Source organism: Streptomyces sp. NPDC058758 (assembly GCF_042746075.1).
In the GTDB taxonomy this organism is placed as follows: domain Bacteria; phylum Actinomycetota; class Actinomycetes; order Streptomycetales; family Streptomycetaceae; genus Streptomyces.
Genome location: NZ_JBHYPS010000018.1, coordinates 112,544 through 133,656 on the forward strand (window position 1 = coordinate 112,544; position 21,113 = coordinate 133,656).

At 76.0% G+C, this 21,113-nt stretch carries 10 protein-coding genes; 8 read left to right on the forward strand and 2 right to left on the reverse strand.

The genetic code is table 11. The features are described 5' to 3' along the window. The first annotated feature begins 78 nt into the window (after positions 1–78). The gene (locus ACFW6A_RS21830) at positions 79–1,686 is read left to right on the forward strand and encodes a S8 family peptidase (protein ID WP_386642142.1); all 1,608 of its coding nucleotides are present in this window, start codon (positions 79–81) and stop codon (positions 1,684–1,686) included. 109 nt (positions 1,687–1,795) lie between these two features. On the opposite strand, the gene ACFW6A_RS21835 is transcribed toward ACFW6A_RS21830, so the two are convergent. Beyond that, a complete protein-coding gene (locus ACFW6A_RS21835) occupies positions 1,796–2,407 on the reverse strand; it encodes a class I SAM-dependent methyltransferase (protein WP_386642145.1) in 612 nt (203 codons plus the stop codon). Between the two features lie 234 nt (positions 2,408–2,641). Continuing rightward, positions 2,642–4,510 (reverse strand): glycosyl hydrolase family 18 protein, encoded by a 1,869-nt coding sequence (locus ACFW6A_RS21840; RefSeq protein WP_386642148.1) that lies wholly within the window; start codon positions 4,508–4,510, stop codon positions 2,642–2,644. Positions 4,511–5,135: 625 nt separating this feature from the next. On the opposite strand from ACFW6A_RS21840, the gene ACFW6A_RS21845 reads away from it, so the two are divergent. The 7 genes from ACFW6A_RS21845 to ACFW6A_RS21875 are packed head-to-tail and all read left to right on the forward strand — an operon-like array spanning position 5,136 to position 21,104. Beyond that, entirely contained in the window at positions 5,136–8,420 is a 3,285-nt protein-coding gene (locus ACFW6A_RS21845; RefSeq protein ID WP_386642150.1) for an amino acid adenylation domain-containing protein, read from the forward strand. Further along, a complete protein-coding gene (locus ACFW6A_RS21850; protein WP_386642153.1) occupies positions 8,417–14,224 on the forward strand; it encodes an amino acid adenylation domain-containing protein in 5,808 nt (1,935 codons plus the stop codon). Before ACFW6A_RS21845 ends, ACFW6A_RS21850 begins: the two co-directional genes overlap by 4 nt. Further along, a complete protein-coding gene (locus ACFW6A_RS21855) occupies positions 14,221–15,798 on the forward strand; it encodes a class I adenylate-forming enzyme family protein (RefSeq protein ID WP_386482126.1) in 1,578 nt (525 codons plus the stop codon). The genes ACFW6A_RS21850 and ACFW6A_RS21855 overlap by 4 nt, the downstream gene beginning before the upstream one ends. After that, the gene (locus ACFW6A_RS21860) at positions 15,795–19,004 is read left to right on the forward strand and encodes an amino acid adenylation domain-containing protein (protein WP_386642156.1); all 3,210 of its coding nucleotides are present in this window, start codon (positions 15,795–15,797) and stop codon (positions 19,002–19,004) included. Before ACFW6A_RS21855 ends, ACFW6A_RS21860 begins: the two co-directional genes overlap by 4 nt. Continuing rightward, positions 19,001–19,225 (forward strand): MbtH family NRPS accessory protein, encoded by a 225-nt coding sequence (locus ACFW6A_RS21865; RefSeq protein WP_351855279.1) that lies wholly within the window; start codon positions 19,001–19,003, stop codon positions 19,223–19,225. Before ACFW6A_RS21860 ends, ACFW6A_RS21865 begins: the two co-directional genes overlap by 4 nt. After that, positions 19,222–19,632 carry an acyl carrier protein gene (locus ACFW6A_RS21870; RefSeq protein WP_386482131.1) on the forward strand — a complete coding sequence of 137 codons (411 nt, stop codon included), beginning with the start codon at positions 19,222–19,224 and terminating at the stop codon, positions 19,630–19,632. Before ACFW6A_RS21865 ends, ACFW6A_RS21870 begins: the two co-directional genes overlap by 4 nt. After that, positions 19,629–21,104: a condensation domain-containing protein gene (locus tag ACFW6A_RS21875; protein WP_386482134.1), complete on the forward strand. Its 1,476-nt coding sequence runs from the start codon at positions 19,629–19,631 to the stop codon at positions 21,102–21,104. Before ACFW6A_RS21870 ends, ACFW6A_RS21875 begins: the two co-directional genes overlap by 4 nt. The last annotated feature ends 9 nt before the right edge of the window (positions 21,105–21,113 follow it).

The window sequence follows — 21,113 nt, forward strand, 5'->3', positions numbered from 1 at the left end:
CCCGGACCCACCGGCGGGACGGATGCCGCCCTCCGGACACCGAGCCGGGTCCGGACACCTCCCACGAAGGAAGCAGTCATGGAGTTCGACGCTCGCGCCCTCCGGCGCCTGCTCGCCGTCAGTACCAGTGCCGCCCTGCTCGCCGCGGCCTCCGCGACCGCCGCGGCCACGGCCGCCCCCACCCCGCCGGGCGGCGGGGAGAACCGCATCGTCGGCGCGGACCGGCCGGGCGCGGTCGAAGGCTCCTACATCGTCACCTTCAAGGGCTCCGTCAACCCGGCCGACGTGCCCGCCGCCGCCCGCGCCCTGACCGCACGCCACGCGGGCAGCCTCCGCTACACCTACACCACCGCCCTGCGCGGCTTCGCCGTGCGCATGACGGAGAGCAAGGCGCAGGAACTGGCCGCCGAGCCCACCGTGGCCCGCGTCGAGGCCGACGGCCTGGCGTACGCGGTCGACACCCAGCCCTCGCCGCCCTCCTGGGGCCTGGACCGCATCGACCAGCGCGGCCTTCCCGTGGACAAGAGCTACACCTACGGGACCACCGCCACCGACGTGAACGCGTACATCGTGGACACCGGCATCCGCATGAGCCACCGCGACTTCGGCAACCGTGCCGTCAGCGGCTACGACTTCATCGACGACGACTCCAACGCCTCCGACTGTCAGGGGCACGGCACCCACGTCGCGGGCACCGTCGGAGGCGCCTCCCACGGCGTCGCAAAGGGCGTCAAGCTCATCGGCGTCCGCGTGCTGAACTGCCAGGGCACCTCGGGCGACACCTGGGCCCCGGTCCTCGCGGGCATCGACTGGGTCACCAGGAACGCGGTCAAGCCCGCCGTGGCCAACATGAGCATCGGCGGCGGGAAGACCCAGTCCGTGAACGACGCGGTCGCGGCCTCCATAGCCTCCGGCGTCACCTGGGTCGTCGCGGCCGGCAACAACAACGCCGACTCCTGCTCCTACTCCCCGTCCTCCACCCCGTCGGCCATCACCGTCGGCGCCACCAACAGCCGCGACGCCCGGGCCACGGGCTGGTCCAACGGACAGGGCTCCAACTACGGCACCTGTCTCGACCTCTTCGCCCCCGGCGACAGCATCGTCTCCACCTCCAACTCCGGCGACACCGCCTCCCAGACGATGAGCGGCACCTCCATGGCCGCCCCTCACGTCGCGGGCGCCGCCGCCCTGCTGCTCGCCGCCAACCCGACCTGGACCCCGGCCCAGGTCCGCGACAAGCTGGTCGCCGACGCCACGCCCGACAAGGTCACCGACGCCCGCACCGGCTCCCCCAACAAGCTCCTCTACACCGGTACCGGCACCACCACCCCGCCGCCCACCGGCAAGAAGTTCGAGAACACCGGCGACTACCAGATCCGCGACAACGCCACCGTCGACTCCCCGCTCACCGTCACCGGAGTCACCGGCAACGCCCCCTCGAACCTCGCCGTCACCGTCGACGTCCGCCACACCTACCGCGGCGACGTGAGGCTGGAGCTGATCGCCCCCGACGGCACCGCCTTCCTCCTCAAGGACTACGACTCCAACGACAGCGCCGACAACATCCAGGGCACCTTCACCGTCAACGCCTCCGGCGAGACCGCCGACGGCACCTGGAAGCTCCGCGCCACCGACAACTGGACCAACGACACCGGCTACATCAACGCCTGGTCGCTCCAGTTCTGACCCGACGCCCTCCCGCACGACGCGGGCGCCCCGCCCCGAGGACGGCCCCGTTCCCGGCGATCTCCGCCGGGAACGGGGCCGTCGCGCCGTCGCGCGTGACCGCGAACCCTCAGTCGCCGGCCCCGCCCTCGGCGCGGCTCAGGACCCAGACGCCGTAGGCCTCGTTCGCCGGGTGCAGCTGGTAGGTGCCTGCCCGCAGGTCGACGCGGAGTCCGGCGGCCGCGAGGTCCGTCTCGAACTCGGCCGTGGTGTAGGCGTAGGCGTGCGGGGGCCGGTCCTGGAGGTGGAAGCCGATCAGGATCCGGCCGTTCTCGCCGAGAACGGCGCGCATCGCGCGCAGGGCCGCGCGTTCGGTGCCCTCGGCCAGGTAGACCATGACGTTGCCCACGCAGACGACCAGGTCGAACGGACCGTCGCCGGGGCCGAGGTCGAGGATGTCGCGTTCCTCGATCGGCAGCCCGGGGTAGGTCTCCCGGGCCTGTCGGACCAGTGCCCCGTCGGGCTCGATCGCGACCACGTCGTGCCCGCGCCGCAGAAGGGCCGCGGTGACCCGGCCCATGCCGGCACCGGCGTCGAGCACCCGGGCGCCCCGCGGCAGGAGCGTGTCGGCGAGCCGGGCCTCACCGTCGATGTCCTCGCCGGCGGAGACGAGCTCGGCGAACCGCTTGCCGAAGCCCTCGCTGTTGCCCGCCTCCTGCCAGCGGGTGCGTCGCGCCGTCATCGGCAGGGGTTCGCGTGGGCCGGCGTGGTGCTGTTCATGCTCCTCATCCTAGGACCGCCGGCATCTTCCCACTTCATTCGGGGCCTCCCCCCCCGCACACACAGCGCGGCGGAGCCTCGGCGGCCAGTCGGCCCGTCCTCCGGGCCCGCCGCTCGCCCCCGGCCTGGTCGCGGACGTGCGGCGGCCCGCCCGCCCCCGGCCGGGGGCGGGCGGGCCGGTCGTTCGCTCCGCGGGTTACTTCAGGCCGTTGCTGATCGCGTTCACGAGTTCGCCGTCGGCGGTGTCGCCGTTGAACTCCCAGAAGAACGCGCCGCCCAGGCCCTGGCTCTTGGCCCACGTCATCTTGGTGCCGACGGTGGCGGGGGTGTCGTAGCTCCACCAGTCGGTGCCGCAGTGGGCGTAGGCGGTGCCGCCGACGGTGCCGGTGGCGGGGCAGCTGGTCTTGAGGACCTTGTAGTACTGGTTGCCGGGCTCGACGCCGGCGGCGGGGCCGGTGGCGGTGCCGCCCGGGGCGGACTGGGTGACGCCGGTCCAGCCGCGGCCGTAGAAGCCGATGCCGAGCAGCAGCTTGGAGGCGGGGACGCCCTTGGCCTTCAGCTTGGCGATCGCGTCGGCGGAGTTGAAGCCCTGTGCGGGGATGCCGGGGTACGAGGTCAGCGGGGAGTGCGGGGCGGTCGGGCCCTGCGCGGCCCAGGTGCCGAAGTAGTCGTACGTCATCACGTCGTACCAGTTGATGTACGGTGCGGCGCCGCCGTAGTCGGCGGCGTCGATCTTGCCGCCGCTGGAGCCGTCGGCGGTGATGGCGGCGGTGATCAGGTTGTTCGGGCCGAACGCGGCGCGCATGGCCTGCATCATGTTCTTGAAGGCGGCCGGACCGCTGGTGTCGCAGGTGAGGCCGCAGGCGTTCGGGTACTCCCAGTCGAGGTCGATGCCGTCGAAGATGTCGGCCCAGCGCGGGTCCTCGACCAGGTCGTAGCAGGACTGGGCGAAGGCGGTCGGGTTCTGGACGGCCTGGCCGAAGCCGCCGGACCAGGTCCAGCCGCCGAAGGACCACAGGATCTTGATGTTCGGGTAGGCCTTCTTCAGCTTGCGCAGCTGGTTGAAGTGGCCGCTCAGCGGCTGGTCCCAGGTGTCGGCGACGCCGTCGACGGACTGGGCGGCGGTGTAGGACTTCTGGTGGTCCTCGTAGGGGTCGCCGAGGACGCACTTGCCGTTCTGCACGTTGCCGAAGGCGTAGTTGATGTGGGTGATCTTCGAGGCGGAGCCCGAGGTCACGAGGTTCTTCGCCGTGTAGGAGCCCCAGTTGGTGAAGTAGCCCAGGTTGACCTTGCCGTTGCCGCCGGGGTTCTCGCCGCCGCCACCGCCGCCGGTGGTGCGGACCGGGGTGGCGCCGGAGGCGGGGCCGGTCTGATCGGCGGTGTCCCGGGCGACGACGGTGTAGCTGTAGTCGGTGCCGGCGGTCAGACCGGTGTCGGTGTAGGTGGTGCCGGTGACGGTGGCGACGGTGGTTCCGCCGCGCTTGACGTCGTAGTTCTTGACGCCCTTGTCGTCGGTGGCGGCGGTCCAGGTGAGCTTCACCGAGGTGTCGGTGATGCCGGAGGCGACCGGGGTACCGGGGGCGGAGGGGGCATTGTCGCCGGGGTTGGTGGTCCCGCCGTCGCAGGAGGCGCCGTTGAGCTTGCAGCCGGAGGGGGCGCCGGTCCCGCTGCCGTTGAAGCCGAAGGAGATCGAGGCGCCGGGGGCGAGCGTGCCGTTCCAGCCGAGGTTCTTGGCGGTCCAGTGGTTCGCGGAGTTGGTGACGGTCGCGTCCCAGGCGGAGGTGACCTTGGTGTCGGAGGGGAAGTCCCACTCGACGGTCCAGGAGGTGAGGGTGGTGGTGCCGGTGTTCTTCACCGTCCACCTGCCCTCGAAGCCGGAGCCCCAGTCGGAGGCCTTGGCGTAGGTGGCGGTGGCCGAGGTCGCCGCCTCCGCGGGTGCGGCGAGGCCGACCATGGCGGCCAGCGGGAGGAGCAGCGCTGTGGCGCCCGCGAGGGCCTTGGACCGTGCGTGAGGGGAGGTGCTCCATGGTGATCCGGTACTGCGCCGCCGCGTGTGCGTGCTCAAGGGTGCTCCTCGGGAGGGGTTCGACGGCCGGGGAGGGTCCCCGGCCTGGCGACCCTGCGGGTCCCTGGGTGCGTGGTGTCCCTCCTTCGCCCCCACCGCAGTGTTGCCGCGACCCTAGGAAGGACTAGACCAATCGTCAAGTGGTATGGACCAAGAGGGCGTTGGGCGGGGGAGGGGGGATCCGGTGATGGCCATCCGTTCCGTGCGCCTCTGTCCGCATCTTCGGCGGGGTGCGGTTCCGGCCACGGTGCGGCCCTCTCGGCGGGCGAGCCGGCGCCGGCTCCTCGCGCCTCGCGCCGGAAAGGGGTCCCGGGTATGACCCCCGGGGGGAGTGCCGCCGCCCAGGGGGCGGTGGCCGAAGTCGGCGCTCCGTCCGGCGCTCCCAGCTGTGGCTACCGGCCTCCCCCGCCGGAAGGCGTCGCGATCGGATGGTCCAGACCATTGACCTCGGCTCGGGCCGCTCCCTAGCATCGGCGTCGTCGCGGCGGCCGCCCCACGAGGGCTCCTGTTCCCCCGGACACCCCCTCTCTCCATGTCCGGAACCGTTCCTTTCGGGTACGCCCGGTTCCCTTCCGCGCGGCGCCCTCGGCGGCGTCGCGCCCCGCGTCGAACAGGAGTCCATGCAGTGACCTCGGGAGTCGAGTCGCCGGCCGGCGTCGTGGACGGGAACGCCGGGGTGCTGTCCGTCGGGCAGGAACGGCTCTGGTTCCTCGACCAGCTGGAGCCGGGAGACCCCGCGTACAACATCCCGTACGTGCTGCGCCTCGGCGGCGCGCTCGACCCCGCGGCGCTGGGGCGGGCGCTCGACGCCGTCGTGGCCCGCCACGAGGCCCTGCGCACGCGGTTCCCCGCCGCGGACGGACGCCCGTCGGCGGTCGTGGACGACCCCCGGCCCGTCCCCCTCGACCGGATCGATCTGCGGGGCGCCGGCACGCGGGAGACCGCCGGGACACTGGCCTCGCTCACCAACGCGGGATTCGACCTGGCCACCGGGCCGGTGCTCAGGGCGGCACTGCTGCGCACCGGCGACGAGGAGCACCTGCTCTGCCTCGTCCTGCACCACATCGCCGCGGACGGCTGGTCGCTCGGGCTGCTCCGGGCCGAACTCGCCGACCACTACGCGGCCTACCGGGAAGGCCGCGTCCCCTCGCTCCCCGCCGTGCCCTCCTACCGGGCCCACGCCGCCGCCGAACGCGCCTGGCTCGACGGCCCCGAGGCCGCCGCCGCACTGGCCCACTGGCGCGAACACCTGGCCGGGGCGCCCGCGTTGGAGCTGCCGCTCGACCTGCCCCGGCCGGCCGCGCCCAGCAGTTCCGGCGCGTACCACACCCGGGTGCTGCGGGGGATCGGGCCCGCCCTGGACTCCTTCGCCCGCGCCCACCGCGTCACGCCGTTCATGGTCCTCGCCACCGCCTACGCGAGCGTGCTCCACCGGAGCACCGGGCAGGACGACTTCTGCGTCGGCGTGCCCACCGCCGCGCGCGACACCGTCGACAGCGAACGGACGATCGGCTACTTCTCCTCCGCCCTCGTCCTGCGGGCCGACTTCGCCGGAGCCCCCACCTTCACCGCGGCGCTGCGCAGGACGCGGTCCGACTGGCTGCGCGCGCTCACCCACCGGCGCGTCCCCTTCGAGCGCCTGACCGAAGAACTGGGTGCCGAGCGCGACGCGAGCCGCACGCCCGTCTTCCAGACCCTGCTCGCCGTCCACACCCACGAGGGCGGCGCGCTCGGCGAGCAGGACTTCGCCGACCTGACGTGCGCCGAGACCGACGGCGGGCACACCGCCGCCAAGTTCGAACTGGGCCTGGACCTCAGACCGGACGGGGACGACCTGCACGCCGTCTTCGGCTACCGCACCGACCTGCTGCACGCCCGTACCGCCGCCGCGTTCGCGTCCCGCTTCGAAACCCTCCTCCGGGGCGCGCTCGCCGCCCCGGAGACCCCGGTCCACCGCCTCCCCCTCCTCGACGCGGACGAACTCCGCCTCCTCGCCGACGGGGCCCGCGGCCCCGCCCTCACCGGGCCTGCCGCCCCGACCGTCCTCCGGGCCGTCGACCGGGCGGCGGCCGAGCGGCCCGACGCCCCCGCCGTCGTCGGGCCCGACGAGACCCTGACCCGCGGCGCGCTCGCCGACGCCTCCCGGGCGCTCGCCGCCCGGATGGCCGCGCGCGGCGTCACCCGCGGCGACCTGGTCGCGCTCTGCCTGCCCAGGGGCCCGCGGGCCGTCGTCGCCATGCTCGCCGCCTGGCGCCTCGGCGCGGGCTACCTCCCGCTCGACCCCGCGTACCCCGCCTCCCGGCTCGCCCTCATGCTCGCCGACAGCGGCGCCGCGCTGCTCGTCACCCCGGACGGGACCCTGCCCGACGGCTTCCCCGAGGGAACCCACGACAGATCCGTCGACGGGGCCCCCCGCGGGACGCCGGTCCTGTCCCTGCTCCCCGGCCCGGCGGAGCCCGTACCGGCCGCCCCGTCCGAGCCGTCCACCGGCGACGAGGCCGGCCCCGACGACCCGGCGTACCTCATCTACACCTCCGGCTCCACGGGAACGCCCAAGGGCGTGCTCGTGCCGCACCGGGCGCTCGCCGCGCGCGTCGCCTGGATGCGCGAGGGGTACGGCCTCACCGGCGACGACCGCGTGCTGCAGTACGCCACGCTCTCCTTCGACACCAGCGCCGAGGAGCTGTTCCCCGCCCTGGCCGCGGGCGCCGTCCTCGTCACCGCCCGGCCCGACGCCACCCTGCCCGACCAGCTGGCCGAACCGTACGCCGCCGGCGTCACCGTCCTCGACCTGCCCACGCCCTACTGGCACCACCTGGTGGCCGACCTGGACGAGACCCCCTGGCCGGACCGGCTGCGCCTGCTGATCCTCGGCGCCGACCAGGTCCAGCCGCACGCCGTCGCGGCCTGGCGGGCGCGGTTCGGCGACCGGGTGCGGCTCGTCAACTCCTACGGACCCACCGAGACGACGATCATCGCGACCACGGCCGTCCTCGGCGACGAGGACGCCACCGCCCGGCCCCCGATCGGACGTCCGATCGGGGCGACCACCGTCGCGGTCCTCGACCGGCACGGCGGCCCGGTGCCCCCCGGAACCCCGGGGGAGCTCGTCATCGGCGGCGCCGGAGTGACCGACGGCTACCTGGGCCGGCCCGGCGCGACCGCCCGCGCCTTCGTGCCCGACCCCGACGGGCCGCCGGGCGCCCGCCGCTACCGGACCGGCGACCTGGTCCGGCGCAGGGCCGACGGGGCACTGGAGTTCCTCGGACGCGTCGACGACCAGGTCAAGGTGCGCGGCTACCGGGTGGAGCCCGGGGAGGTGGAGGCCGCGCTCCTCGCACTGCCGGGCGTGGCGCGGGCGGCGGTCACCGCGCGCGGGGACGTCCTCGTCGCCCACGTGGTCCCCGTCCCGGACGCTCCCGCACCCGGCGCGGACGCCCTGCGCGCCGGACTCGCCGCGGTGCTGCCCCCGCACGCCGTCCCCCACGCCTTCGTCCTCCTGGACGCGCTGCCGCTCACCCCGAACGGAAAGCTCGACCGGGCCGCGCTGCCGGCGCCCGACGCGGCCGCCGCCCCCCGGCCCGCCCGCGTACCGCCGCGCACGGAGGCCGAGGAACTCGTCGCCGACGTCTGGGGCGAGGTCCTGGGCGTCGACGGCATCGGCGCGCACGACGACTTCTTCGCCCTGGGCGGCCACTCCCTCCTCGCCACCCGGGTCGTCGCCCGCGTCCGCGCCGCGATCGACCTGTCCGTCCCGCTCCGCGCGCTCTTCACCCACCGCACGGTGGCCGCCTTCGCCGAGGCCGTCGAAGCCGCCCTGGCCGCCGAGATCGACACCCTGTCCGAGGCCGCCGCCGTCGAACTCCTGGCCGCCCAGGACGCCCTGGAAGGAAGCCGACCGACCCCATGAGCCCCACCGACACCACGGCCCCGGCCGACCCGCCCCCGGCACCCCGGCCGGCGACGGCGCCCCCGTCGACTCCCGGCGCCACGACTCCGGCCGGTCGGCCCCCGGCCTCCGGCTCCGCCGCGCCCGCCCTCTCCGACGCCAAGCGCGAGCTCCTCCGGCGGCGGCTGGCGTCCCGGGCGAAGCCGACGGCCGTCATTCCCCGCCGCGCCCCGGGAACACCCGTACCGCTCTCCTTCGCCCAGGAACGCCTCTGGTTCATGGAGCAGTTCGCGCCCGGCACCTCCGCGTACAACATCCCCGTCGTACGGCGGCTGCGCGGCCCCCTGGACACCGACGCCCTGCGGGCCGCGCTCGACGCGAGCGTCGCCCGCCACGAGACGCTGCGGTCCCGCTACCCGGCCACCGAGGACGGACGTCCGCTGCTCGTCGTCGACCCGCCGGCGCCGGCCGCGTTCACCCGGGTGGAGGCGGACGGCGAAGCCGCCGCCGAACGGATCGTGGACGAGGCCGCCGCGGTCCCCTTCGACCTGGAGGACGGGCCGCTGTTCCGGTCGCTGCTGGTGCGGCTCGCCGACGACGACCACGTCCTCCTGCTGCTCGTCCACCACAGCGTGAGCGACGGCTGGTCGAGCGAGGTGCTGCTCGGCGAGGTGCTGCGCGGCTACGCGGCACGGGTGGCAGGCGCACCGGACCCGCTCCCGGAACTCGCCGTGCAGTACGGCGACTTCGCCCTCTGGCAGCGCGAGCGCCTGAGCGGTGAGCGGCTCGCCGCCGAACTCGCGCACTGGGGACGCGAACTCGGCGGGGTCGAGCCGCTGGAGCTGGCCTTCTCGCGGCCCCGGCCGCCCCGGCAGACCTTCGAGGGCGCCGGATACGCCTTCTCCGTGGACCGGCCGCTGCTCGACCGGTTGACCGCCCTGGGCGACCGGCACGACGCCACCCCGCACATGGTGCTCCTGGCCGCGTTCCAGGTCCTGCTGTCCCGCTACGGCGGGCGGCGCGACTTCGCCGTCGGCTCGCCCGTCGCCGGCCGCCCGGAGCCCGAACTGGAGCCGCTGGTCGGCATGTTCGTCAACGTGCTCGCGCTGCCCGCCCGGCTGGAGGGCGACCCGTCCTTCGCCGAGCTGGTCCGCCGCACCCGCGAGACCTGCCTCGACGCGTACGCCCACCAGGAGCTGCCGTTCGCCCAACTGGTCAGCGAGCTGAACGTGCCCCGGGACGTCTCGCGGCCCCCGGTCTTCCAGGCCGTCCTCGCCGTGCAGAACTACGCCGTCCAGCGCGACGACACCGGCTTCGAACCGCCCATCACCGTGGAGCCGTTCGGCGTCCGGGCGAGCGGCACGCGGTTCGACCTCGAACTCTTCCTCCAGGAATGGCCCGAGGGCCTGTACGGCTCCTTCAACTACAACACCGACCTGTTCGCCGAGGAGGACGTCGCCGCCCTCGCCTCCCACCTCGGACGGCTGCTCGACGCCGTCGCCACCACGCCCGACGTCCCCCTCTCCGCCCTCGACGCCCTCACCGACGACGAGCGGGCGTTCGAGACCGAGCGGTTCAACGACACCGCCGTCGACCGGCCGGCCACCACCCTGACCGCCCTCTTCGCCGAACAGGCCGCCCGCACCCCCGACGCGGTGGCGGTCGCCGTCGAGGAACGGCCCGCCCTGACGTACCGCGCCCTGGACGCCCTGGCCGACCGGATCGCCGCCCGCCTCGCCGCGGAGGGCGTCGGCCCCGGCGACCTGGTCGCCGTCAGCGCCGAACGCTCGCCGGAACTCGTCGCCGGCCTCCTCGGCGTGCTGCGCACCGGAGCCGCGTACACCCCCCTCGAACCGGACTACCCGGCCGAACGCCTGGCGTTCCTGCTCGCCGACAGCGACGCCCCGGTCCTGCTCACCCAGCGCGGACTCGCCACCCCCGAAGGCTGCACCGCCCGCGTCCTGCTCCTCGACGACCCCGCCGAGTGGCCCCGCGCCCGCACCGCGCCCGCCGGCCCCCGACCGGACGACACCGCCTACCTCATCTACACCTCCGGCTCGACCGGCCGCCCGAAGGGCGTCCCCAACACCCACCGGGCCATCGCCAACCGCATCCAGTGGATGCAGGAGGCGTACCGGATCGGGCCCGACGACGCCGTCCTCCAGAAGACCCCGACCGGATTCGACGTGTCGGTGTGGGAGTTCTTCTGGCCGCTCGCCACCGGCGCCCGGATCGTGCTCGCCAAGCCCGGCGGGCAGAAGGACAGCGGCTACCTGCGCGACCTCGTCGTCTCCGCCGGCGTCACCGTCGCCCACTTCGTGCCGGCGATGCTCACCGCGTTCCTCTCCGAGGAGGGCGTCGAGCGCTGCACCGGCCTGCGGCGCGTGGTGTGCAGCGGCGAGGCGCTGCCCCCGGACGCCGCCCGGGAACTCACCTCGCGGCTGCCCGGCCTGTCCCTGGCCAACCTGTACGGCCCCACCGAGGCCGCGGTGGACGTCTCCGCGTGGGAGTGCGCGGGGCCCATGGAGACCGTTCCGATCGGCCTCCCCATCGACAACACCCGCCTCTACGTCCTCGACGAGCGGCTGCGCCCGGTGCCGCCCGGCGCCCCCGGCGAGCTCCACATCGGCGGGACCGCCGTCGCCCTCGGCTACCACCGCCGCCCGGGCCTCACCGCCACCCGTTTCGTCCCCGACCCGTACGGCCCGCCCGGCTCCCGGCTCTACCGCACCGGCGACCTCGCCCGCCGCCGCCGGGACGGCACGCTCGAACACCTCGGCCGGATCGACCAGCAGATCAAGCTCCGCGGCCTGCGGATCGAGCCCGGCGAGATCGAGGCCGCGCTCCGCGCCCAGCCCGGCATCGCGGACGCCGCCGTCGTGCTGCGCGAGGACCGCCCCGGCGACAAGCGCCTCGTCGGCTACCTCGTCGCCGCCGCGGACGCCGACGAACCCGACCCGGCCGCGCTGCGCGCCGCCCTCCGGCGCAGCCTCCCCGACCACCAGGTGCCGACCGCCTTCACCGTCGTGCCCGCGCTGCCGCTCACCCCGAACGGCAAGCTGGACCGGCGGGCCCTGCCCGTCCCGACGGTCCACCGCGCGGCCGGGGCGGCCGAGCCCGAGACGCCGGCCGAGACCGTCCTCGCCGAGATCTGGGCGGAGGTCCTGGGACTGCCCCGGGTGGGCGCCGACGAGAACTTCTTCGACCTCGGCGGCCATTCGCTCCTCGCCACCCAGGTCGTGGCCAAGGCCCGCAAACGGCTGACGGAGGCCGGCGCCCGCCCCATCAGCGTCATGGACCTGTTCACCCACCGCACGGTCCGCGAGCTCGCCGCCGTCGCCGCCCGCGACGAGCGGGAGAGCGGGCCGCGCTCCCTGCTGCACCGGCTCACCCGCGCGGTCCCCGCCGAGCGCCGGCGGCTCACCCTCGTCTGCGTCCCCTACGGGGGCGGCAGCGCCGTCGTCTACCAGCCCGTCGCCGACGCGCTGCCGCCCGACACCGAACTGTGGGCCGTCGCCATCCCCGGGCACGACCTCGGGGTGACCGAGGCACGCCTCTCCTTCGACGACCTCGCCGAGGGCATCGCGGCGGAGGTCCGGGAACGGGTGGAGGGTCCGCTCGTCGTCTACGGCCACTGCGCCGTGGGCACGGCCCTCGCCGTCGCCGTCGCGCGCTCCCTGGAGGCGTCCGGCCGGGAGCTGGAGGGCGTGTACGCCGGCGCCCAGTACCCCTTCGCGAAGCCGCGCAGCCGCTTCCTCACCGCCCTCGGGAAGCTCGCCTCCCTGGACTCGCTGGTCGGCGACCGCACCTACGCCAACTGGCTGACCGGCATGGGCGTCGACACCTCCGAACTCGACGAGGAGCAGGTCCGGTTCGTCATCGGCAACATGCGCCGGGACACGAGGGCCGCCGAGGACTGGTTCACCCGGACCATCGCGGAGGTCGCCGACGGCGCGCCCCGGCTGCGCGCGCCGCTGGTCTCGCTGGTCGGCGACCGGGACCCGGCCGCCGACTTCTACCAGGAGCGCTACCGGGAGTGGCTGCTCCTCGCCGAGCGCTCGGCCGTGGCCGTCCTGGACGAGGGCGGGCACTTCTTCATCACCTACCGGGCCGCCGAGGTCGCCGAGGCCGTCACGCGCGTGCACCGCGCCGTCCTGGACGGCACGACCGACGCGCTGCCCGCCGCGGCCCCGGAGAACTCCTGGTGGTTCCACGGCGATGCCGGCCCCGTCGCCGACGACGCCGCGCCGGCGACCCCCGGAACGGACCCCGCCGACGCCCCGGGATCCGCACCCGGCCCCGCCTCCGCCGACGCCTCCGTACCCGCCCCCGTCTCCGCACCCGCCCCCGTCTCCGGAAGCGGCGACCGTCCGGCTCCCGGCGCGGAGCCGGACGAAGGCCCGCAACCCGGCATGGGACGCTTCCTGCTGGTGGCGGGCGGCCAGCTCGCCTCCATCACCGGCTCCGCGCTCACCGAGTTCGCCCTGCCGATCTGGATCCTCCTGGAGACCGGCTCCATGGCCCGGTACGCGCTGTACGCGGTCGTCGCCATGCTCCCCGGCATCCTCGTCGGCCCCCTCGCCGGGGCGCTCGTCGACCGGACGGACCGGCGCAGGGTGATGCTCGTGGGCGACATGGCCGCCGGCGCCACCCAGGCCGGGCTGCTCGTCCTGCTCCTCACCGGCCAGCTGCGGTCGTGGGAGGTGTACGTCCTGCTCGGCGTGCTCTCCGTCGCGCTGACCTTCCAGCGCCTCGCGTACGCCTCGGCCGTGCCGCAGCTCGTGCCCAAGCGTTACCTGGGCCACGCCAACGGCATCGTCCAGCTCGCCTTCGGCACGGCCCAGTTCGTCGTGCCGCTGGCCGCCGTCGCCCTGATGGCGGCGATCGGACTGCGCGGCATCCTCGTCATCGACGTGATCAGTTACGCCGTGGCCATCGGGATCCTGCTCGTGGTGCGGTTCCCGCGCACGCTGCCCTGGACCCGGCGCGAGTCCCTCGGCGCGGAGATCCGCAACGGCTTCGCCCATGCCTGGCGGCACCGAGGCTTCCGCTCGATGCTCCTGTGGTTCGCCGGGCTCAACGTCTTCCTCTCGCCGCTCTTCCTCCTCACCACCCCGCTGGTCCTCGCCTTCGACGACCTCGGCGGAGCGGCCCGGGTCGCGGTCGCGGGCGGCGCCGGCGCGCTCCTCGGCGGAGTGGCCATGGGCTTCTGGGGCGGGCCGCGCCGCCACCGGCTGCGCGGCATGCTCGCCCTCGCCGGACTCCTCGCCCTGGCGGGCGCCGTCACGGGGCTGCGCGCGAACCTGTGGGTGGTCGCCCTCGGGGCCTTCGGCATGTCCTTCGCCCTCGCCCTCGTCAACGGCATCTACGCGACGATCGTCCAGACGAAGGTCGCGCAGCGGTTCCACGGGCGGGTGTTCGCCCTCAACACGCTGGTCGCCTGGTCCACGATTCCCCTGGGCCACGGTGTCGTCGCCCCGCTCGGCTCCGGCTTCTTCGGGCCGCTGATGGAGCCCGGGGGCGCCCTCGCCCCGATATTCGGGCCGCTCATCGGCACCGGCCCCGGCCGGGGCATCGCCCTGATGTACGTGCTGTTCGGCCTGGCGATGGCGGGCCTGGTCGTCCTCGGCCTGCGGCTGCCGTCGCTGGCCCGCTTCGACCGCGACGTCCCCGACGCGGAGCCGGACGACCTGGTCGGCCTGCGGGAGCGGGCCCGCGCGGCGGCGGACCGCCGGGCGAAGACGAACGCCGCGGACACGGACCCCGGGGCCCGCCGCGCGGAGACGAGCGCCGCCGACCGCCGGCCGAAGGCGGGCGCCCTGTGACCCGCCGTCGCCCCGGGCCCGGCGGCCCCTCCGCGGGCCCCGCCCCTGCCCCGCCCGCCTCCCTGCCGGTGCTGCTCGCCCACCGGGCCGCCGCCCACGGGGACCGCACGGCGATCGTCAACGGACCGGCGCGCCTGGACTTCGCCGGCTGGCAGGATCGCAGCGGTGCCCTGGCCGCCGCCCTGCGCGCGGCCGGGCTCGCCGCCGGGGACCGGGTGGGGCTGTGGTTCGGCACGGACCGGTGGACGGAGTACGCGGTGGCGTTCCTCGCCGTCCTGCGGGCCGGCGGCGTCGCCGTCCCCCTCTCCGACCGGATGCCGCCCGCCGGCCTGGGGCACGCCCTGACGGACTCGGGGGCCCGCCTCCTCGTGCACGCGGGCCCCGGACTGCCCGCCGGTACGCCGCCGGGCGTGCGCGGGCTCACCGAGGACGACGCGGCCGGGCACCCCGCCGACCCGCGCCTGCCCGACCCCGACCCGGCGGCCCCGGCCCAGATCCTGTACACCTCCGGCACCACCGGAACGCCCAAGGGCGTGGTGGCCGCGCACGCCAACCTGGCCCACGGCTGCACGCGCGACGAGCGGCGCCGGCCGCTTCGCCACTCCCGCACCTTCCTGCACGCCTTCCCCGTGGGCAGCAACGCCGGCCAGACCATGCTCGTCAACGCGCTCGACGCGCACGCGACCTGCGTCACCGCACCGCAGTTCACCCCGGCGCGGTTCCTCCGGGCGATCGCCGAGCACGGCGTCGGCAGCGTCTTCGTGGTGCCCGCCATGGCGATCGAACTCCTCGGCTCACCGGCGCTGGCGGCCGCCGCCGAGGCCGGTGCCCTCGGCACCGTCCGCCTCGTCGGCTCGACGGCCGCCGCCCTGCCCCAGCAGGTGGCGCTCGGGCTCAGCCGCGCGTTCGCCCCGGCCCAGATCGTCAACTACTACACCTCGACGGAGGCCGCCCCCGCGCAGATCACCCTGCTCTTCGACCCGGCCCGGCCGTGGTCGCCCGGCCGGCCCGCCTCGCTGGCCGACCTGCGCGTCACCGACGGGGCGGGACGCCCGCTGCCGACCGGCGAGCCCGGCGAGCTGTGGCTCCGCTCGCCCGGCGCCCCGCGCGCCTACCTGGGGGACGGCGGCGACGGGGTGTTCCACGGCGGCTGGACCCGGATGGGCGACCTCGGCCGCGTCGACGAGGACGGCTTCCTGCACCTCCTCGACCGCGAACGGGACGTCGTCAAGTCCGGCGCCCACAAGGTCTCCACCCTCCAGGTCGAGAACGCGCTGCACGCCCACCCGGACGTCGCCGACGCCGCGGCGGTCGGCGTCCCGCACCCCGTCCTGGGGAGCGTCGTGGCCGCCGCCGTCGTCCCGCGCGGCACGGACCCCGTGGGCAGCGGCGGCGACCGCGACGGCCTGACCGCGACCGCCCTGCGGGCCTTCCTGCTCGACCTCCTCTCCGCCCACGAACTCCCCGCGACCGTCCTGTTCCTCGACGCGCTGCCCCGCAACGAGGGCGGCAAGGTCCTCAAGCGGGAGCTGCGCCGGATCCTCACCCACGACCCCCGCGAGGCCACCCCATGACCCAGCTCAGCCCGGCCCAGCACGGCATCTGGCTCACCGAGCGCACCCGCGACACCGGCGCCGCCTACCACCTGGCCGTCGCCCTCGACCTCGCCGGCCCGCTCGACACCGAGGCCCTCGACCGCGCCTGCCGGACGGTGACCGCCCACCACCCGGCGCTCACGACCCGTCCGGGACCGGACGGCTCCGTCCGCCGCTGCGAGGTCCCCGCCCCCCGCCGCGCCCCCTGCCTCCCCGACGAACTGGAAGCCGCCCTGGCACGGGAACGCGCGGCCCCGTTCGACGCCGGCACCGGACCCCTCTGCCGCTTCACCCTGTTCCGTACCGGCCCCGAGCGCCACGTCCTCCTGGCCGTCGCCCACCACCTCGTCCTCGACGGCGAGTCCAAGGACCGGCTCGTCGCCGACCTCGCCGCCGCCTACCGGGGCGAGCCCCTGCCGCCCGCCGCCGGAACCCCGGCGGACCCGCCCGCGCCGGAGGCCCTCGCCGCCGCCCGCGCGTACTGGGAGGAGCGCGGGTACGCGCCGGACGCGCCCGTCCTGCCCGGCCTGGTGCCGCCCGCGGACGGCGGTCTGGTGGCCGCGCCCGGCGCCGAGGTGCCGTTCCGGCTCGACGCCGAGCGCTGCGCCGCACTCGCCCGGGCCGCCGGGAAGCTCGGCGTCACCCGCTTCGAACTCCTCCTCTCCGCCTGGCACGCGCTCCTCGTCCGGTACGGGGACCCCGCACCCTTCACGGCGATCGAGCTGTCCCTGCGCACGCCCGGCGCACCGGTGGGCGTCGGACTCGCCGTCAACGAACTGCCCGTGCGGGTCAGGCCCGCCGACGACCGGCACCCCGGGCGCCTTCCGTTCGAGGACTGGGCGCGCGCGGTGCGGGGCGAGCTGCGCACGCTGTACCCGCACCGGGCCGTCCCCCTGGGGCAGGCGGTCCCCGGCCTCGGTCCCCGGACGGCGCTCACCCCGCTGTCGGTCAGCTACCGGCGCCGCCCCGCCGCGCCCGCGCCCGACTTCGGGGACGTGACCGCCCGGGTGCGCTGGATCGGCTTCCCCGGCGCGGTCCGCAACCTCCTCCACCTCCAGCTCGTGGACAGCGGGGACGAGATCCACGGCAGCGCGCAGTTCCGGACCGCGCCGCCCTTCGGCCCCACGCCCGGGGCGGACGGTGAACCGACCGCGGACCTTCCCGGCCCGCAGGCCCCGGCCACGGACGGCGGACCGGCCACGGACCTCTCCGGCCCGCAGACCGAGACCACGGACGGCGGACCGACCGCGGACCTCTCCGGCCCGCAGGCCCCGGCCGGTGCCGGGTGCCTCACCGCCGACACCGTCCACCGGATCGTCGGCCACTGGACGCGCCTCCTCGACGCGGCCCTCGCCGACCCCACGACCCCCCTCGGGGAACTGCCGCTGCTCGACGCGGACGAGCTGCGCGACCAGCTCGCCGCCCCCGCCCCGCGCCCGGAACTCGCCGCCCGCACGGTCCCCGCGCTGCTCGCCGCCCGGGCGGAGGAACACCCCGACGCGGTCGCCGTCGTCGCGGACGGCGGCCACCTCACGTACGCCGAACTGACCCACCGGGTCGCGCACGCCGCGGCGGCGCTCGCCCGGCACGGCGCCGGACCGGGCACCCTCGTCGGCATCGCGCTGCCACGCGGCCTCGACCAGCTCGTCGCCGTCCTCGGCACGCTGGCCGCCGGCGCCGCCCACCTGCCGCTCGACCCCGCCTATCCGGCGGAGCGGCTGGCCTTCGTCCGCGAGGACGCCGCCCTCGCCCTGCGCGTCACCCACACTCCCGAGGCCGCCGGCGACCTCACCCCCGCGGACCTCGCCCCGACGCCGGGCGCCGCCCCGCCGCCCCTCCCGCTCCCCGACCCGTCCCTCCCCGCGTACGTCCTCTACACCTCGGGCTCCACCGGCCTCCCCAAGGGCGTCGAGGTGCCGCACTCCGCCCTCGCGAACGTCCTCGGGAGCCTCGCCGAGCACCTCGGCTCGCGCCCGGAGGACCGCTGGCTGGGGCTGACCTCGCTGTCGTTCGACATCTCCGCCGTCGAGCTGCTGCTGCCCCTGACGACCGGCGGGCGCGTCGTCCTCGCCCCCGAGGGCGCCCACCGCGACGGGCCCGCGCTGCTCGGCCTGATCCGCCGCGAGGGCGTCACCCACGTGCAGGCGACGCCGAGCGGCTGGCGGCTGCTCCTCGACGCCGGCCTCGACGGAACCGCCCCCGTCCCGACCGCGCTCACCGGGGGAGAGGCCCTGCCCGCGCCGCTCGCCGCCCGGCTGACGGCCGCGGCCACCCGGCTCGTCAACGTCTACGGCCCCACCGAGACCACCATCTGGTCCACGCTCGCCGAGCCCGCCCTCACCGCCGGGGGCTCCGTCTCCCTCGGCTCCCCGCTCGCCAACACCCGCGTCCACGTGCTCGATCCCGACGCGAGACCGGTGCCGTACGGGATCGCCGGCGAGCTGTACCTGGCCGGCGCCGGCGTCGCCCACGGCTACCGGGGACGGCCCGGGCTCACCGCCACCCGCTTCCTGCCCGACCCGTACGGGCCTCCCGGCAGCCGCATGTACCGCACCGGCGACCTGGTCCGGCGCGCCGCCGACGGAGCCCTGGAGTTCCTCGGCCGCTCGGACCACCAGGTCAAGCTGCGGGGCCACCGGATCGAACTGGGCGAGATCGAGGCCCGGCTGGCCCGGCACCCCGCCGTCGCCCAGGCGGCCGCGGCCCTGCACGGCCCGGAGGGCGACCGCCGCCTCACCGCCTACGTCGTCCCCTCCGGCACGGCCCCGCACCCCGACGCGCTGCGTGCCTTCCTCGCCGGCTCCCTGCCCGCGGCCGTGCTCCCGGGGACGTACGTCGTCCTGGACGCCTTCCCGCTGACGCCCAACGGCAAGCTGGACCGCGCCGCCCTGCCGGAGCCGCAGGCCGTCCGCCCCGAGCCGGCCGCCGCACCGCCGTCGGACGAGGCGCTCGACCCGGTCGGCGCCGCCGTGCTGGCCATCTGGCGCGAGGTCCTTGAACTCGACGACCTCACACCGGACGAGGACCTCTTCGACCTGGGCGGTCACTCCCTGACCATCACGGCCATCGCCGCCCGGATCCACGAGCGCCTCGGCGCCGTCGTCCCGCTGGACGTCTTCTTCGACACACCCACCGCACGCGACGTCGCCGCCGTCGTCCGTGCCCTGCGCGAGGAGCAGCCATGAGCAACGAGACCCGTTACGCCGTCGTCGTCAACGACGAGGAGCAGCACGCCGTCTGGCCCGAGGGCGCCCCGCTGCCCGACGGCTGGCGGCCCGAGGGCTTCGCCGGCACCGAGGAGGAGTGCGTCGCCCACGTCGACCGCGTCTGGTCCGACATCCGCCCGCTCAGCCTGCGCCGGCGCCTGGCCGCCGAGCGCTCCGGCGGCCGGACGGAGACCCGATGAGCACCCCGGAGCACCCGCGGGGCCTGCCGCCCGGCGCGCCGGCGCCGGACACGGGGCCGTCGGACGCGCTCTCGTCGCCGTCCGCCCCCGTGCCGCCCGCCACCCCGCCGTCCGACGCCCCGCCGCCGTCCGCCGTCCCCTCCGACGGCACGGAGGCGCTCCGTCCGCAGGTGGCCGCGCTCGTGTCCCGGTCCACCGACGGGCTGATCGGCGTACGGGAACTGCTCGACTCCACCGAGCCGCTCGCCGCCCTCGGCGTCAGCTCGCTCTCCCTGCTGCGCCTGGTCGACGCCGTGGAGGAGACGTACGGCGTCCTCGTCGACCTCGGGGACCGGACCCTGTACACCGAGAGCCTGCACGGCCTCACGGAGCGCCTGGTCCGGCTCGGCGCGGAGGCCACGCCATGAGCACCTCCGCCACCGGCACCGCCCCGGAGCGGCAGGCCCCGCCGGGGGCCGGCCGGCTCCCCGACGAGGTCCTGGACGTCCCCTTCGCCGGCGGCCGGTCGGGCGACGCCCCCCTCACCTGGGGGCAGCGCGCCATCTGGCACGCGATCGGCCGGACCGCCCCCAACGACCACTACTTCAACCTCGGCAGGATCCTGCCCCTCGCCGACCGGGGCGCCCCCGTGGACACCGCCCGCCTCGCCACGGCCCTCTCCGCGCTGCTGCTGCGCCACGAGGCGCTGCGCACCCGGGTGGTGGCCGAGGACGGCGAGCCGGCGCAACGGCTCCACGCCGAGGGACGGGCCCGGCTCGTCGTGCGGGACGAGCCCGACCGGGACCGGGCCGGGGAGACGGCCGCGGCACTCCTGGCAGAGCTGTCCGGGCACCGGTTCGACTACGCGCAGGAGTGGCCGGTCCGGCTGGGCGCGGTGTGCAGCGGCGGCCGGATCACCCACGCGGTGCTCGCCCTGTGCCACCTCGCCGCCGACGGACACGCCGCGGAGGTCCTGGTACGGGACCTGCGGCTGCTGGTCCGGCGCGGGGCGGCCGGGCCGGCCTGTCCGCAGACCCCGCTGGACCTCGCCCGGCACCAGCACGGCCCGGCCGGACGCCGGGCGAGCGACGCGGCGCTCGCGCACTGGGAGCGCGGGCTCGCGCAGGCGCCGCCGACGATGTTCGCGGAGCCGGTGGCGGAGCCGCTCCGGCCGCGCTTCTGGACGGGCCGGCTCGTCTCGGCGGCCCTGCCGCGCGCCGTGGACGCGGTGGCGGTCGCCCACGGGGTGAGCGGCTCCACGGTGCTGCTGACCGCCGCCGCGGCGCTGGTCGCCGCCGGCCAGGGCCACCGGGCCGCGGCGGTGATGCCGATCGCGGGCAACCGGGCGGCGGAGCGGCGGCGCACCCTGGTCAGCACCCTGTCGCAGGACGCGCTGTTCGTCCTGCCGCTGCCGGACGACCCGGCCGGCGACGCGGTCTTCACGGACCTGCTTGCCGAGGCGTGGCCCGCCGCGCTGGCCGGCTACCGGGCCGCCGCCTACGACCCGGTCGGCTGGGACGCCCTCCTCGAACGGGCGGCCCGCGACCGGGGCGCCGAGGTCCATCCGTACTGCTGCTTCAACGACATGCGCCTGGTGGACCGGGCCGTGACCACCGGCCCGCCGCCCGCGCCCGCGGAGCTGGCGGAGCTGCGCCGCCGCACCGTCCTCGACTTCCCGGCGACGCAGGAGCGGGTGGCCTGCCGCTACTGCCTCCACCTGACCGGCGACGCGGCCGCGCTGACCGTCACCCTCACCGCCGACACCACCTACCTGCCGCCTGAGACGATCCACGCCCACCTGCGGGGCATCGAGGAGGTCGTCGTCGCCTCCGCCGCCGGCACGCCGCCGCGGCTCTCCCGGCTGGCCGGGCTCCTCACGGCACCGGAGGTCCGCCGGTGAACGGCGGGC